Source organism: Azospirillum sp. RU38E, from assembly GCF_900188385.1.
Taxonomy (GTDB): domain Bacteria; phylum Pseudomonadota; class Alphaproteobacteria; order Azospirillales; family Azospirillaceae; genus Niveispirillum.
Map to the genome: position 1 here is coordinate 199,058 of NZ_FZOI01000007.1, position 12,763 is coordinate 211,820.

12 protein-coding genes and 5 tRNA genes are annotated in these 12,763 nt (G+C 64.5%); 12 read left to right on the forward strand and 5 right to left on the reverse strand.

The window, feature by feature from the left end; translation table 11 throughout:
• Positions 1-135 precede the first annotated feature (135 nt).
• From CHB97_RS14275 to CHB97_RS14285, 3 genes are all read left to right on the forward strand, one after another.
• Positions 136-399, forward strand: coding sequence for a hypothetical protein (locus CHB97_RS14275; protein WP_089288647.1), 264 nt, complete (start codon positions 136-138; stop codon positions 397-399).
• A gap of 70 nt (positions 400-469) precedes the next feature.
• Positions 470-1,219 (forward strand): bifunctional 2-polyprenyl-6-hydroxyphenol methylase/3-demethylubiquinol 3-O-methyltransferase UbiG, encoded by a 750-nt coding sequence (gene ubiG / locus CHB97_RS14280; RefSeq protein WP_089288648.1) that lies wholly within the window; start codon positions 470-472, stop codon positions 1,217-1,219.
• Positions 1,220-1,358: 139 nt separating this feature from the next.
• Positions 1,359-2,372, forward strand: a complete 1,014-nt coding sequence (locus CHB97_RS14285) for a hypothetical protein (protein ID WP_089288649.1) — start codon at positions 1,359-1,361, stop codon at positions 2,370-2,372.
• A gap of 233 nt (positions 2,373-2,605) precedes the next feature.
• Here CHB97_RS14285 and CHB97_RS14290 read toward each other — a convergent pair.
• The 3 genes from CHB97_RS14290 to CHB97_RS14300 all read right to left on the reverse strand — a co-directional run bounded on the left by CHB97_RS14290 (position 2,606) and on the right by CHB97_RS14300 (position 2,963).
• Positions 2,606-2,680: transfer RNA gene (locus CHB97_RS14290), tRNA-Gly, on the reverse strand.
• A 93-nt stretch (positions 2,681-2,773) separates the two neighbouring features.
• Positions 2,774-2,848: transfer RNA gene (locus CHB97_RS14295), tRNA-Gly, on the reverse strand.
• Between the two features lie 40 nt (positions 2,849-2,888).
• Positions 2,889-2,963 (reverse strand) — tRNA-Gly (locus CHB97_RS14300).
• A 239-nt stretch (positions 2,964-3,202) separates the two neighbouring features.
• On the opposite strand from CHB97_RS14300, the gene CHB97_RS14305 reads away from it, so the two are divergent.
• The 7 genes from CHB97_RS14305 (at position 3,203) to CHB97_RS14335 (ending at position 10,247) form a co-directional block, all read left to right on the forward strand.
• Positions 3,203-4,123, forward strand: coding sequence for a co-chaperone YbbN (locus CHB97_RS14305; protein ID WP_089288650.1), 921 nt, complete (start codon positions 3,203-3,205; stop codon positions 4,121-4,123).
• Complete coding sequence (locus CHB97_RS14310) at positions 4,120-4,782, forward strand: LON peptidase substrate-binding domain-containing protein (protein WP_089288651.1); 663 nt, start codon at positions 4,120-4,122, stop codon at positions 4,780-4,782. The genes CHB97_RS14305 and CHB97_RS14310 overlap by 4 nt, the downstream gene beginning before the upstream one ends.
• Before the next feature lie 27 nt (positions 4,783-4,809).
• On the forward strand, positions 4,810-5,022 hold the full coding sequence (locus CHB97_RS14315) for a Trm112 family protein (protein WP_089288652.1): 213 nt from the start codon (positions 4,810-4,812) through the stop codon (positions 5,020-5,022).
• Between the two features lie 2 nt (positions 5,023-5,024).
• Positions 5,025-5,450 carry a gamma-butyrobetaine hydroxylase-like domain-containing protein gene (locus CHB97_RS14320; RefSeq protein ID WP_089288653.1) on the forward strand — a complete coding sequence of 142 codons (426 nt, stop codon included), beginning with the start codon at positions 5,025-5,027 and terminating at the stop codon, positions 5,448-5,450.
• Positions 5,451-5,796: 346 nt separating this feature from the next.
• On the forward strand, positions 5,797-8,775 hold the full coding sequence (locus CHB97_RS14325) for a sensor histidine kinase (protein ID WP_089288654.1): 2,979 nt from the start codon (positions 5,797-5,799) through the stop codon (positions 8,773-8,775).
• Between the two features lie 102 nt (positions 8,776-8,877).
• Positions 8,878-9,447: a TrmH family RNA methyltransferase gene (locus CHB97_RS14330; protein ID WP_089288655.1), complete on the forward strand. Its 570-nt coding sequence runs from the start codon at positions 8,878-8,880 to the stop codon at positions 9,445-9,447.
• 413 nt (positions 9,448-9,860) lie between these two features.
• Positions 9,861-10,247, forward strand: coding sequence for a hypothetical protein (locus CHB97_RS14335; RefSeq protein WP_089288656.1), 387 nt, complete (start codon positions 9,861-9,863; stop codon positions 10,245-10,247).
• Between the two features lie 93 nt (positions 10,248-10,340).
• On the opposite strand, the gene gpt is transcribed toward CHB97_RS14335, so the two are convergent.
• Positions 10,341-10,826 carry a xanthine phosphoribosyltransferase gene (gene gpt / locus CHB97_RS14340; protein WP_244559543.1) on the reverse strand — a complete coding sequence of 162 codons (486 nt, stop codon included), beginning with the start codon at positions 10,824-10,826 and terminating at the stop codon, positions 10,341-10,343.
• Between the two features lie 188 nt (positions 10,827-11,014).
• Here gpt and CHB97_RS14345 point away from each other — a divergent pair.
• Together CHB97_RS14345 and CHB97_RS14350 are read left to right on the forward strand one after the other, a co-directional pair.
• Positions 11,015-11,091: transfer RNA gene (locus CHB97_RS14345), tRNA-Arg, on the forward strand.
• A 40-nt stretch (positions 11,092-11,131) separates the two neighbouring features.
• Positions 11,132-11,208: transfer RNA gene (locus CHB97_RS14350), tRNA-Arg, on the forward strand.
• Here the strand turns inward: CHB97_RS14350 and CHB97_RS14355 are convergent.
• Positions 11,179-12,630, reverse strand: coding sequence for a recombinase family protein (locus CHB97_RS14355; RefSeq protein WP_244559544.1), 1,452 nt, complete (start codon positions 12,628-12,630; stop codon positions 11,179-11,181). The two genes, CHB97_RS14350 and CHB97_RS14355, sit on opposite strands and share 30 nt — an antisense overlap.
• Positions 12,631-12,763 lie beyond the last annotated feature (133 nt).

Sequence of the window (12,763 nt, forward strand, 5' to 3'; positions counted from 1 at the left end):
TATATCCGACAGGCAAGCCGCTAGGGGCGGCTATCCATACTCTGGCAGAAAATTGCGCGCAAGCGACCAGTTACCGCAACAAAGGCAAGGCAGGCATGGCGCCACCCCTTGCCATCGAGCCAACGGACCCTTGTTGTGACCGCACCGAAGAAATCCCTTGTCACCCTGACCGAATGGGCCACGGGCAAGCAATTCAGCCCCGGCACCCGCGTGCCGGTGATCATTCTGGAACTGCTGCTGTTTGCCGGCGTTGCCATCGGCGTGATGCTGGGCAGCCGCGCCCTGATCCCCGATATTGCCGACCGACCGGTCCTGCAGGGCACCATCAACCTGATCACCATCTTCATCTGGTCCCTGCTCTATGCCAAGGCCCAGCGCCGCACCAAGCCGGGGGATTGACGATTGAAGGGGATGCGGGCGTGCGCTAAGTCATCCCCCATCACCCCCGCCCTTGCCAGGGAGCCAGCCCATGAACGCCGCCACTGCCCGCACCACCATCGATCAAGGGGAGATCGAGCGGTTCAGCCGTATCGCCGCCGAATGGTGGGATCCGGCCGGCAAGTTCAGGCCGCTGCACAAGTTCAACCCCGTCCGGCTGGCCTATATCCGCGATGCCATCTGTGCCGCGCATGGCCGTGACCCCAAGGCCCCGCGCCCGCTGGACGGCATCCGCATCGTCGATGTCGGCTGCGGCGGCGGGCTGCTGTCCGAACCGCTGGCCCGGCTGGGGGCCAGCGTCACCGGCGTGGATGCGGCGGAAAAGAATGTGAAGACGGCTGCCGCCCACGCCGCTGAGACCGGCGTTACGGTGGATTACCGCGCCACCACGGCCGAAGCCCTGGTCGACGCCGGTGAGCAGTTCGACGTGGTGCTGGCCATGGAGATTGTGGAGCATGTGGCCGATGTCGACCTGTTTCTGGAGGCGGTGGGCAAGCTGGCCAAGCCCGGCGGTCTGGTCTTCATGGCCACGCTGAACCGCACGGCCAAGGGCTGGCTGCTGGGCGTGGTCGCGGCGGAATATGTGCTGGGCTGGCTGCCGCGTGGCACGCATGATTGGAAGAAGTTCCTGCGTCCATCGGAACTGGTGGGCGGGCTGCGCCGCGCCGGCGTGGCCGTCCGCGATATCAGCGGTGTCGCCTATAACCCGATCAGCGATAAATTCAGCCTCTCGCCCAAGGATCTGGGGGTGAATTACCTGCTCTGGGGTGTGCGGGAATAGGCAGGCACGACCCGGCAGGAACTGCCGCCTGACGGGAACTGCCGGGGCGACACCCATTACAGTCTATTGAAATAAAACGATTTTTTCTTGGCAAGCCGCTTGCTTCGTCTCTCCCGGATCATCGACCCGGAGAGACAAGATGGATGGCGGCACGCAGTTCCGGTTCAGCCCGGCCAGCGACAATGCGGTGGAAGCAGAGGGCAGCTTTGCTCAGCTCTATCGTCAGGCCCATGGCAAGGCGGGTCTGTCCCGGCTGCCGGTGGCCGCGCTGCTGGATTGGCTGACCGGACGCGGCGGGGACGCCAGCGGCATCGATCCCCTGATCACCAACGGCCAGCCCGTCACCAGCGACAATCTGGACCGGGTGAAGGGCAATGTCTTCCTGGCCTTCCTGTTCCATGATCTGCGGCAGAAGCTGGACACCCATATGCAGGCGGCCAAGCGCGCCGGTACCGGCCCCTTTGCCCCCCTGCCGCCGGGCCTGACCCAGGCGCAGAAGTTGAACCGGCTGCGGGCGCAAAGCTGCGTCAGCCTGAACCAAGTGCTGGATGTCTGGGCGGCCGAACTGGGCAACCGCCCCGCCACGGGCTGCCCCTTTGCCCGCATGGCCCGCTTCGCCAAGGGCTTCTTCAAAGGTTCCGCGCTGTATGCGCGCGCCGACCATGACATGGTCAGCATCTCCAAGACCGGCAGCAACACCGCCCTGCATATGTGCTTCAGCCTGGTGGAAGGCGCGCTGCATCTGGGGCTGGACCTGCCAGCCAATGAATGGCGGGCCGCCCTGTGGCGCAGCCGCAAGGAATTGAAGACCCTGGCCGCCGGCAGCCTGGGCATGATTGTCACCTTCCTGCACGCCTCACATCTGGAGCCGGAGGGGGAAAGTGCCGTGAACCCGACCGATGGCGGCGCCTTCCGCCTGGAACAGGGGGCCGACGGGGTGCGGCTGCGGCTGGACAGCCGGCCGATCAAGCCCTTCAGCACCGGCCATGACCAGCTTTATACGGGCTGCCCGGCCTTCCATGTCTCCGGCATGATCGAAATGTATCTGGATTGGGTGCTGGATATCGCAGCCTATCACGGGCTGCACCGCCCCGAATGGCTGGTGCCGGCCGTGGCCGCCCGCAACGCCTATCAGCAGGGGCTGCGGGGGTAACATTCATTTGCGTTGATCAGACCCTATCGGCTCTGATCAACGCCCTCAATCGCCGGCGCCAGCATCCGCTGGCTTGGCTACGCCGCACGTGCGGCGCGGCGGCGGTCGCCGCCGTACCCCGTTGCGATGCGTTCACCTCATCGCAACGGGGTATAAGGGAAAAAGCAAAAGGCCGGGACAAAGCCCGGCCTGTTTTGCTGTCAGCGTCTGTGACCCGATCTATTGGAACCAACTGGAGCGGGCGAAGGGATTCGAACCCTCGACCCCAACCTTGGCAAGGTTGTGCTCTACCCCTGAGCTACGCCCGCATCGCCAGTCGTACCTGTCATCCCCCGAACCGGGGCGACAACAATAAAAAAGGACGCCGAAAAGCGCCCCTATTCAATTTTCTCTCCGCTAACTGGAGCGGGCGAAGGGATTCGAACCCTCGACCCCAACCTTGGCAAGGTTGTGCTCTACCCCTGAGCTACGCCCGCATCGCCAGTTACGGCCGCCGCTTTCGCGGCTATCGGAAGATGGAGCGGGCGAAGGGATTCGAACCCTCGACCCCAACCTTGGCAAGGTTGTGCTCTACCCCTGAGCTACGCCCGCCCATTTTCCGTATCGCCGCCAAGTCGTCCCCGGCGGTGAGCGCGGAATATAGACAGGAGTTTTTGCGATGCAAGCATTTTCTTGCAGCGATCAGCGATTTTCTGCGCGCACCCTGTCCATCCGGTTCTGCACCCTTGGCGAGGCTTGGGCGCGCACTTTATATAACGGTGAGTTCCAGGCCCGGCACAGCCGTTCCGGGCCGATCCATCATCCTCGTTCATTTTCGGGAAACGTGCCCCATGCTGTCCAACGTGCCGAATAATGCCGGGCCCAAGCCCGCCAGCGCCCTGATCAAGGATGGCAGCGACGCCGAATTCATGGCCGATGTCATCGAAGCCTCGCGCGAGGTGCCGGTCATCGTCGATTTCTGGGCGCCGTGGTGCGGCCCCTGCAAGACGCTGGGCCCCCTGCTGGAAAAGGCCGTCACCGCCGCCAAGGGCGCGGTGAAGATGGTGAAGATCGATACCGACAAGCATCCGGCCGTCGCCGGCCAGCTGCGCGTGCAATCCATCCCCACCGTCTATGCCTTTTTCCAGGGCCGCCCGGTGGACGGGTTCCAGGGCGCCCTGCCGGAAAGCCAGATAAAGCAGTTCGTCGAACGGCTGGCCAAGCTGGGTGGCGGGGATGGCGGAATCGACATTGCCGCCATCCTGGAAGAGGCCAAGGCCCTGCTGGATGCCGGCAACGCCCAGGAAGCCGCCGCCGTCTATAATGAGGTGCTGGGCGAAGAACCGGAGAATGCCGCCGCCTATGCCGGGCTGATCCGCTGCCTGCTGGCCGTGGAACAGGCCGAGGGCGCGCAGGAGATGCTGGACAATGCGCCAGCCGCCATCGCCAAATCGCCGGAGCTGGCCGCCATCCGCACCCAGCTGGAACTGGCCCGTCAGGCCGCCGAGGCCGGGCCGCTGGGCGACCTGAAGGCCGCGGTGGACCGCGACCCGGCGGACCATCAGGCCCGCTATGATTATGCGCTGGCGCTTTATGCCGCCGGCCGCAACGAAGAGGCGGTGGAAGCCCTGCTGGAGATCGTGCGCCGCGACCGGGAATGGAACGAACGCGCCGCCCGGACCCAGCTGCTGAAACTTTTTGAGGCTTTTGGGCCGACAGATAAGCTGACGGTCATGGCCAGACGCAAATTGTCCTCTATCTTATTTGCATGAGCCGCAATCCCTTCGACCCCACCCCCGAAACGCTGCCCAGCAGCATCCCCGTCTTTCCGTTGACGGGGGTGTTGCTGCTGCCGCGTGGAAAATTACCGCTGAACATCTTCGAGCCGCGCTACCTGAACATGGTGCAGGATGCGCTGGCGGCCGACCGGATGATCGGCATGATCCAGCCCCAGCCGGGCGGGGGCGCCGTGCCAGCGCTCTACCGCACCGGCTGCGCCGGACGCATCACCAGTTTCAGCGAAACCGATGATGGTCGTATCCTGATTACCCTGACCGGGATCAGCCGTTTCCTGATCACGCAAGAAGTGGCGACGATGCGGGGCTATCGCCGCGTCATCCCCGACTGGTCCCCCTTCACCGCCGATCTGGCTGGCGGGCCGGAAACGGCCGCACTGGACCGGGGAAGACTGGACCGCGCCCTGCGCAGCTATTTCCAGCTGCAGGGGATCGATGTGGACTGGAACAGCATCGCCCGCACCGCCGATGAACGGCTGGTCTCCACCCTGGCCATGATCTGCCCCTTCACCCCACCGGAAAAGCAGGCCCTGCTGGAATCGCCGGGACCGGTGGAACGGGCGGAAATGCTGTTGACGCTGCTGGAAATGGCGGTCCACGATCCCGGCGCCGACAGCGACCATCGACAGCACTGATTCTCCCGCATCTGAAAGCCAATAGCCATGTCCGACAGCACCACCGAAACCGCCGCCAGCAAGGTGGACCCGCGCCTGCTGGAAATCCTGGTCTGCCCGCTGACCAAAAGCACCTTGCGCTATGACGCCGCCGCCCAGGAACTGCTCTCCGATCAAGCCGGTCTCGCCTATCCGATCCGCGACGGCATCCCCATCATGCTGGTGGATGAGGCGCGGCGTTACGAGCCGACGGTCGGCTGACCATGGCAGCGGAAGAACATTTCGTCAGCGAAACGGACGGCACCAGCCATTGGCCGGAAGAATTACGGCTGAAGCGGGAGGAGGCGTGCCTGGAAATCCGTTTCGATGACGGAACATTCTTCCGCCTGCCGGCGGAATATCTGCGGGTGGAAAGCCCCTCGGCCGAAGTGCAGGGCCACGGGCCGGGACAGAAGAAGCTGGTGGCCGGCAAGCGCCAGGTCGCCATCACCAGCGTGGTGCCGGTGGGCCATTATGCTGTGCGCCTGGGCTTTGATGACGGGCATGATACCGGCATCTTCACCTGGCGTTATCTGCATGAACTGGGGCGGGAACAGGAAGCGCGCTGGGCGCGCTATCTGGATGCCCTGGCAGCGGCAGGCCTGAGCCGGGAAAGCCCCAGTCCCCGCCATCATGGTTGCGGCGCCTGAACGGCTGGCCGATTCCGATCCTCTTAAAATCTTTGCCATTTCCCATGACCATCCCCGCCGGGGGATGGTATCTTATACCAACGGTCATCATTCATGACCGTTGGTACGGCGGCGACCGCCGCCGCGCGGCACGTGCCGCGTGAAGCCAAGCCAGCGGAGGCTGGCGCCGGCGATTGAGGGGCATGAAATCTTGACCATCGGTCATGATTTCATGCCGATGGTATTAGTCTAATGCATGGGTTGCAAAGAATTTGAATAAAATGCAACCTACGGCAGAGGGGGCGGCACGGCGCCGAAGGCCCGGTTGGTAACGGATCGCGGAAGCGCCATGGCAAACGGCGGGACGATGGGCGAAGATTCCGGGGCACCAGGGCCGGCGGCAGACGGCCCTTCGTCATTGTCGGCGTCGTCACATCCGCTGGCCGTCGTTCCGGTCGATTATCGCCCCCTGGTCGGGCATCTGGATCTGCATGGGCTGGCCGAACAGGTGCTGGTGACGGAAAACCAGCTGGCTGACAGCCATGACCCGCTGGAACGGCTGGTGCTGCTGACGACACTGGCCTGGTACCAACGCCAGCGTGATACCGGGGCAGCCATGGCCATGGTGGATGAGGCCATGGGCCTGCTGCACCATGCCAGCTGCGCCCAGGAACGGGAATTGCGGCGCCTGACGGCGCGCCTGCTGCTGACCAAGGCGGAATGCCGGCTGCTGCTGGGCGATCTGGCGGGGGCGGAGGCGATGCTGGCCGGCGCCCAGGAAAGCTTCCGGGAGAGTGGGGACCCGCTGGGGGAAGGCGATGCCTGCATGGTGGAGGCGTTGCTGGCCTTCGACCAGGGCCAGTCCCGCCGCCGCATCAGCGCGCACCGGCGCGCCCATACGCATTACCAGCATAGCCCCGACACGATACGTCAGCGCATCGCCCGCATCTGGATGGGCAGGGACGCCCTGTCGGAGGATGCGGAGGCGGCGGCCGCCCAATGGCTGGCGGAACTGCCGGTGGCGCCGGGACTGGAACATCCGGGCCTGGACGCGGTGGTCGCCTATTGCCATGGCGGGCTGGAATTTGCCCGCGGCAATTTCCTGACCGCCCAGCGCCACTATCAGCGCGGCTGTGATCTGGCTTTGCTGGCGGGGCGGATTCGGCTGGCGGTGCTGCTGGCTGCCAATGCCGCCGGCGCCTTCTCCAACCTCAATGATTATGTGGCGGAGTTTGTCTGGCGGGAGCGGGCGCATCAGCTGGCGCGCGGCACCGGCTGGCCGGCGGCCATGGGCCAATGCCTGCGCGGGCTGGGGGACACGCTGCGCCGTCTGGGACAGACCGGCCGGGCCCGCCAGCTGCTGAGCGAAGCGCTGGAATGGCTGACCCCGCTGGGCCGGTCGCGCAACCATGCCATCTGCTGCCAGCATCTGGGCGATCTGGATATGGAGGTGGGGGAACCGGCGACGGCATTGGGCTGGTTTGAAAGCATGGCGGAGATTGCCGCCGAGCTGGAACAGGCAGACCTGCGGACCGAGGCAGCGGCAGGGCAGGCCCGCGCCCTTTCCGCCATGGGCCGGCGGGATGAGGCCGCTGCCGCCATGGCTGATGCCATGGCCCTGCTGACGGAAAGCCCCAGCCGCTGGCGGGAGATCGACCTGCTGATGGCGCAGGCGGAACTGCATCGCCGCTTTCCCGATCTGCCGTCCCCCGTGCCGGACCTTCCACCCCATCGCACCCCTGTCATCCATCTGCTGTGCCGCGCGCTGGCGCTGGCCGAATCGATCCAGGGCTATACGGTGCCGGCCAACCTGTTGTCGGCCCTGGCGGCGGCCTATGAGGCAACGGGCGATCTGGGACGGGCGCTCGCCTTTGAACGCCAGGCCTGCCAGGCGCGCAGCCTGCTGCGCAGCCGGGAGGTGAGCGACCGGCTGCTGGCCATGCAGGCCGGGTTTGAGACGGAGCGGCTGAAGGCGGAAGGCGAATATCACCGCCATCTGGCCGCGGCGGAGGCAGCGCGCGCCGCCGCCCTGCATGAGGCAACCCAGACGCTGGAACTGCTGGGCCGGATCGGCCAGCAGATCACCGCCAATCTGGACGCCGATGCGGTTTTCCACGCCCTGCACCGCCATGCCGGCACCCTGCTGGCCTTCGATTCCTTCGCGCTTTATCTGATGGATGACGGGGGCGATCATCTGGAACTGCGCTATGGGCTGGAACAGGGGCGCCCGCTGCCCACCATCTGGCGCAGCCTGTCCGATCCCGTCTCCGTGGTCGCCCGCTGCGCCCGCGACCGGCAGGAACTGCTGATCCTGCGCGGTGCCCACGAAACCGATTCCCCCTCGCATATTCCGGGTACCCGCTTCATGCGTACCCTGTTGCTGGCCCCGCTTCTGGCGGGCAGCCGGCTGATCGGGGTGATGACGGTGCAATCGACACAGGAAAATGCCTATGGGGAACGGGAACGGCTGATCTTCCGCAGCCTGTCCGCCTATGGCGCCATCGCGCTGTCCAACGCCGCCGCCTATGCCAGGATGAACAGCACCCTGTCAGAACTGCGCCTGACGCAGAACCGGCTGGTACAGCAGGAAAAGCACGCCTCCCTGGGCCAGCTGGTGGCCGGGGTGGCGCATGAGATCAACACGCCCCTGGGCGTCGCCTTCACCCTGGCCACCCATCTGGAGGAGGAGCGGGAACAGGTCGCCAGCGCCTTCCAGGCCGGGGCGCTGACCCGGCTTTCCATGAACCATTTCCTGGACAAGCTGCAGGAGGGGCTGCGCATCATGACCGGCAACCTGCAACGGGCGGCGGAACTGGTGCGCAGTTTCAAGCAGGTCTCCGCCGATCGCAGCAGCGAGGCGACGCGGACCCTGGATCTGGCCGCCTATCTGGCCGATGTGGTGCGCAGCCTGGACCCGATGCTGCGGGAAAGCCGGGTGAAGGTGGCCATTGATGCCCAGCCGGGGCTGGTGCTGACCACCATGCCGGGGCTGCTGTCGCAGGTGGTGACCAATCTGGTGCAGAATGCCGTGGTGCATGGTTTTGCTGGCGTGGAAGCGCCACAGATTCTGATCGCTGCCGGGCGGGCCGGCAGCGATCGGCTGGCCATTGCCATCACCGACAATGGCATCGGGATGCCGGGGGAGGTGCAGGCAAAGGCCTTCGACCCCTTCTTCACCACCAAGCGGGATAGTGGCGGCACCGGGCTGGGCCTGCATATCGTGCATAATCTGGTCACCGGGGCGCTGGGGGGAGACATTGATCTGGCCAGCATCCCCGGCCACGGTACCCGCTTCCTGATCCATCTGCCCATCAAAACGCCGCAGCCGGCGGGGGAAATGCCCTGATCGCATGTCGGCCCACCGGGGCGGGCGCAGCCCTTGCCCTGGTGGGCCCTCCCGTGCCAAGGACTGGCGGAAATTCTCCTTGAATCATCCAGTCAGGTCATCATGCGTGGTTATTTCGCCCTGGGCGCGGAGGGCATCAGCAAATCCGGCAATGTCGGCACCATCATGCGCACGGCCCATGCCTTTGGCGCCAGCTTCGTCTTCACCGTCAATGGCGTGGTGGATGTGGAGGAACTGCGGCGCACCGACACATCCGGCGGGGTGGATCATGTGCCCTATTATGGGTGGGGTTCGCTTGACGAGATGGCGCTGCCGGCCGGCTGCCAGCTGGTGGGCTGTGAATTGACCGATGATGCGGCCGAACTGCCCAGCTTCCGCCACCCGCTGCGGGCCGCCTATGTGTTCGGGCCGGAACGCGGCAACCTCTCCCCCGCCATGCTGGCCCGCTGTGACCATGTGGTGAAGATCCCCACCAAATTCTGCGTCAATGTCGCCGTTGCCGCCGCCATTGTCACCTATGACCGCATGATCTCCCTGGGCCGTTTCGCCGAGCGGCCGGTGCGCGTGGGCGGCCCCCGCGATGCCAAGCCCGACCATGTGCATGGCAAGGTGCGGGTGCGCAACAAGGAAAGCCTGCGGATGCGCCCCCTGCTGGGGGGCTGGCACGAGTGACACCAATCTCCCTTGATCGGTCACGATCAAGGGAGGTTGTGTGTTCCCTCAGGTGCCGGGCGCTGCCTCCGGCAGCTTGGCTTATACCAGCGGCACGAAATCATGACCGATGGTCACGCTTTCGCGCCCCTCAGTCGCCGGCGCCAGCATCCGCTGGCTTGGCTACGCCGCACGTGCGGCGCGGCGGCAGTCGCAGCATTACCAACGGTCATGAATTATGACCGTTGGTATTACGCGGGCACGAGCCCGCGGGCCGGCGGTCGCCGGCCTCCAAGGGGCATGTCCCATGCCCCTTGGTATAATTGGTTGCGGCGGGATTTAGGACGTCGGGCGTGAAAGGAGGGGGGATGGCAATTCCCCGCCGCCGCCCCCATCTCTGATCAAGGGATGCCGCAGAAGGAAAGGACCAGGATATGGGAAAGCTTCCGTTCCAGCCGGCCGGGCGCCGGTTCGCGGCCCTGGCCCTGTCCGGGTTGCTGCTGGGCATCGCCCTGCCGGTTCTGGCAGCCGACGAACCGCCGCCACCGCCACCCGGCACACCCGCTGAACAGGCGGATGAGGTGATTGTCACGGCCCCCCGCAACGGGGAACCCGGATTCCAGGAATCCGACGATTACCATCGGCAGGAATATGTCCGGCTGCACGCCAAGTTCGGTAAACCACCGAAAGCGGAGCCACGCGGCGACGCGGTGCTGTCACGCGCCGACATGGCCTCCAGCCCCAACACCCGGGAATTTGCGAGCAACCAGGAACTCGTCCGCAATGCGCCGAAACTGCGCGACACATTGGGGGATAATTAATACTGACCCCTATGTCGGGGACTGAGCGGGCTATAAAAAAGGCCTGAAGAGTGGAAACGCCACCCTTCAGGCCTTTTTCATGACCGCGCTGGATCAGCGCTCGATCTGCAAATAGCTGACCGGCAGCAGATCCCAGGGGAAATAAATCCAGGTATCCTGGCTGACCTCGGTGATGAACGTATCCACCAGCGGGCGGCCGGCCGGCTTGGCATAGAGGGTGGCGAAGTGCGCATAGGGCAGCAGCTTGCGCACATAGGCGGCCGTCTTGCCAGTATCGACCAGATCGTCGATCAGCATCCAGTCCTTGCCGCCATCGGTCACGGCATCCGGGGCCTTCAGCACCTGGATGTCGCCCTGGGTTTTGTCGTCATAGCTTTTGACCGAGATGGTCTCCACCACGCGGATATTCAGTTCGCGGGCGATGATGGCCGCCGGCACCAGACCGCCACGGGTAATGGCGATGATGCCCTTCCACGGGCGCTGCTCGGCCAGGCGCCAGGCCAGGGCCTTGGCGTTGCGGTGCAACTCTTCCCAGGTGACGGGAAAGTTCTTCTGCGGATCGCTGATCTTGTTGCTCAAGGGGGTCTTCTCCTGCGGATTTGCCTGACTGATAGCTGATGCCGGGGCGGTCGGCAACGCGTGCTGAACAAAATCGCGTGTGCCATGCAATTTTCCTATTGCCTTCCCCGGAAGCATCCATTACAAGCGGCGACCTCACCGGACGGTGCCTCACGGGGCGGCGGCGGTGAAGAAAATGGAAGTACAGCGCGCCCGTAGCTCAGCTGGATAGAGCACCAGACTACGAATCTGGGGGTCAGAGGTTCGAATCCTTTCGGGCGCGCCATTTCCGGTTTTCTTCATCAGAAGGTGATGTTTTTGGCGTTGCGCCCGTAGCTCAGCTGGATAGAGCACCAGACTACGAATCTGGGGGTCAGAGGTTCGAATCCTTTCGGGCGCGCCATTTCAGTACAGAACTGCGAACGCCGATTGCCGCCGATTCCCCGCTCGAAGCGGCGACGAGGCTTTGCAACAGGTCTGATTTCGATCCCATAATGCGAACCTCGTCGTCAGCGACCTCAATGCGCTGGGCGAAGGCGCGCAGGTGATCCCGCCGATAGCCGCCCCCTTCCATCCGCAGACTGCTCCGCGCCGCGTCGGACAGCGCGTCGATCATGTCGGCGGTGATCGACTGGTTGCCGGCATTGTCGAGCGTCGCCTGTATTCGGTCGGCGTCGGCCGTGGCCTGATCTCGGATCGCCTTGAGACTGGCGATACGGTCCTTGAGGCCGGAATCGTCGAGTGCGGCAACACCTGACTCGATGGCGTCATAGAGCCGGCCGAGCCGCTGATCGGTTTCGGTGATTCGCCGATGCAGGTCCGCCAGATGTTCGCGACGGCGTTCGGTTCGCTCCTGCCGGCGGTCGAGAAGGCTGGAAAGGATCGTCTCCAACCGCTTCGGCTGTAGCAGACGTTCTTCGAGGTGGCTCGCGACCAAATGGTCGAGCTTGTCCATCGGGATTGAGCGACCTTCGCAGCCGGTCTTGCCCTGCCGCGCCTTGGTTGAGCAGGTGTAATAGCGATACATGCCGCCCGCGCTGCCCTTGCCGGTGCGCAGCGTCATCGCCCCACCGCACTTGGCGCAAAAGCAGATACCGGTCAGCAAGGTCGGGCCGCTGCTGACCCGTGCTGGAGTCACCATCGGGTTGCGCGACTTGAGGCGGGCCTGCACGGCATCGAAGATGTCGCGCTCGATCAGCGGCGGAACCGCCATGATCGCCACTTCGCTTTCGGGCTTCTTCTCGCGGTTCTTGAAAGACCGAGTATTGAACCTGTGCTCCCCGATATAGGTGGTGCGGGTCAGGATGGCGTGGATCTGCGCCAGTCCCCATTTCCCGCCGTCACGGGTGAACATGCGGCGATCGTTGAGATAGGTCGCGATGGCCTTGACGCCCTTCGGGCCGGATATGCCGTCGCCTTCAAGGAACAGGCGATAAATCAGCCGCACGGTCTCGGCGTGCAGCGGGTCGATCTCCAGCTTCTTCTTGGTCTTGGAGCCGCGCTGCTCGGCCGCGACGATGCGATAGCCGATCGGCGGGCGGGCGCCATTCCAGAAGCCTTGGCGTGCGTTCTCGTTCATGGCGCGCAGGACGTGCTTGGCGTTCTCCTTCGACTGATATTCGTCGAACAGCGCCATGATCTGCCGCATCATGACATGCATCGGATCGTCGCCCATCTCTTGCGTGATCGAGACGAGCTTCACGCCGTTCTTGGCGAGCTTTCTTACGTAGAACTCCAGCTCGAAGTGATCGCGGAAGAAGCGCGAGAAGCTGTGAACGACGACGACATCGAAGGGCGCGGGTTTGGTCGTGCCCGCCTCGATCATGCGCTGGAACTCGGGCCGGCGATCATTGGTCGCGGTCGTGGACTTGCCCTGGAAAAGTGGAGAGCCATTGACCTAAAATTCGGGATTGAAGGAGGTTTTGATGGTTCGAGTTAAGCAGGGGAAGGTCACGGCA

What these genes read in the sequence shown, in the direction of transcription:
- CHB97_RS14315 (WP_089288652.1), top strand. Translation starts at nt 4,810, where the DNA reads ATGTCCGACAGCACCACCGAAACCGCCGCCAGCAAGGTGGACCCGCGC.
- CHB97_RS14325 (WP_089288654.1), top strand. Translation starts at nt 5,797, where the DNA reads ATGGGCGAAGATTCCGGGGCACCAGGGCCGGCGGCAGACGGCCCTTCG.
- CHB97_RS14310 (WP_089288651.1), top strand. Translation starts at nt 4,120, where the DNA reads ATGAGCCGCAATCCCTTCGACCCCACCCCCGAAACGCTGCCCAGCAGC.
- CHB97_RS14305 (WP_089288650.1), top strand. Translation starts at nt 3,203, where the DNA reads ATGCTGTCCAACGTGCCGAATAATGCCGGGCCCAAGCCCGCCAGCGCC.
- CHB97_RS14335 (WP_089288656.1), top strand. Translation starts at nt 9,861, where the DNA reads ATGGGAAAGCTTCCGTTCCAGCCGGCCGGGCGCCGGTTCGCGGCCCTG.
- CHB97_RS14355 (WP_244559544.1), bottom strand. Translation starts at nt 12,630, where the DNA reads ATGATCGAGGCGGGCACGACCAAACCCGCGCCCTTCGATGTCGTCGTC.
- ubiG (WP_089288648.1), top strand. Translation starts at nt 470, where the DNA reads ATGAACGCCGCCACTGCCCGCACCACCATCGATCAAGGGGAGATCGAG.
- CHB97_RS14320 (WP_089288653.1), top strand. Translation starts at nt 5,025, where the DNA reads ATGGCAGCGGAAGAACATTTCGTCAGCGAAACGGACGGCACCAGCCAT.
- CHB97_RS14330 (WP_089288655.1), top strand. Translation starts at nt 8,878, where the DNA reads ATGCGTGGTTATTTCGCCCTGGGCGCGGAGGGCATCAGCAAATCCGGC.
- CHB97_RS14285 (WP_089288649.1), top strand. Translation starts at nt 1,359, where the DNA reads ATGGATGGCGGCACGCAGTTCCGGTTCAGCCCGGCCAGCGACAATGCG.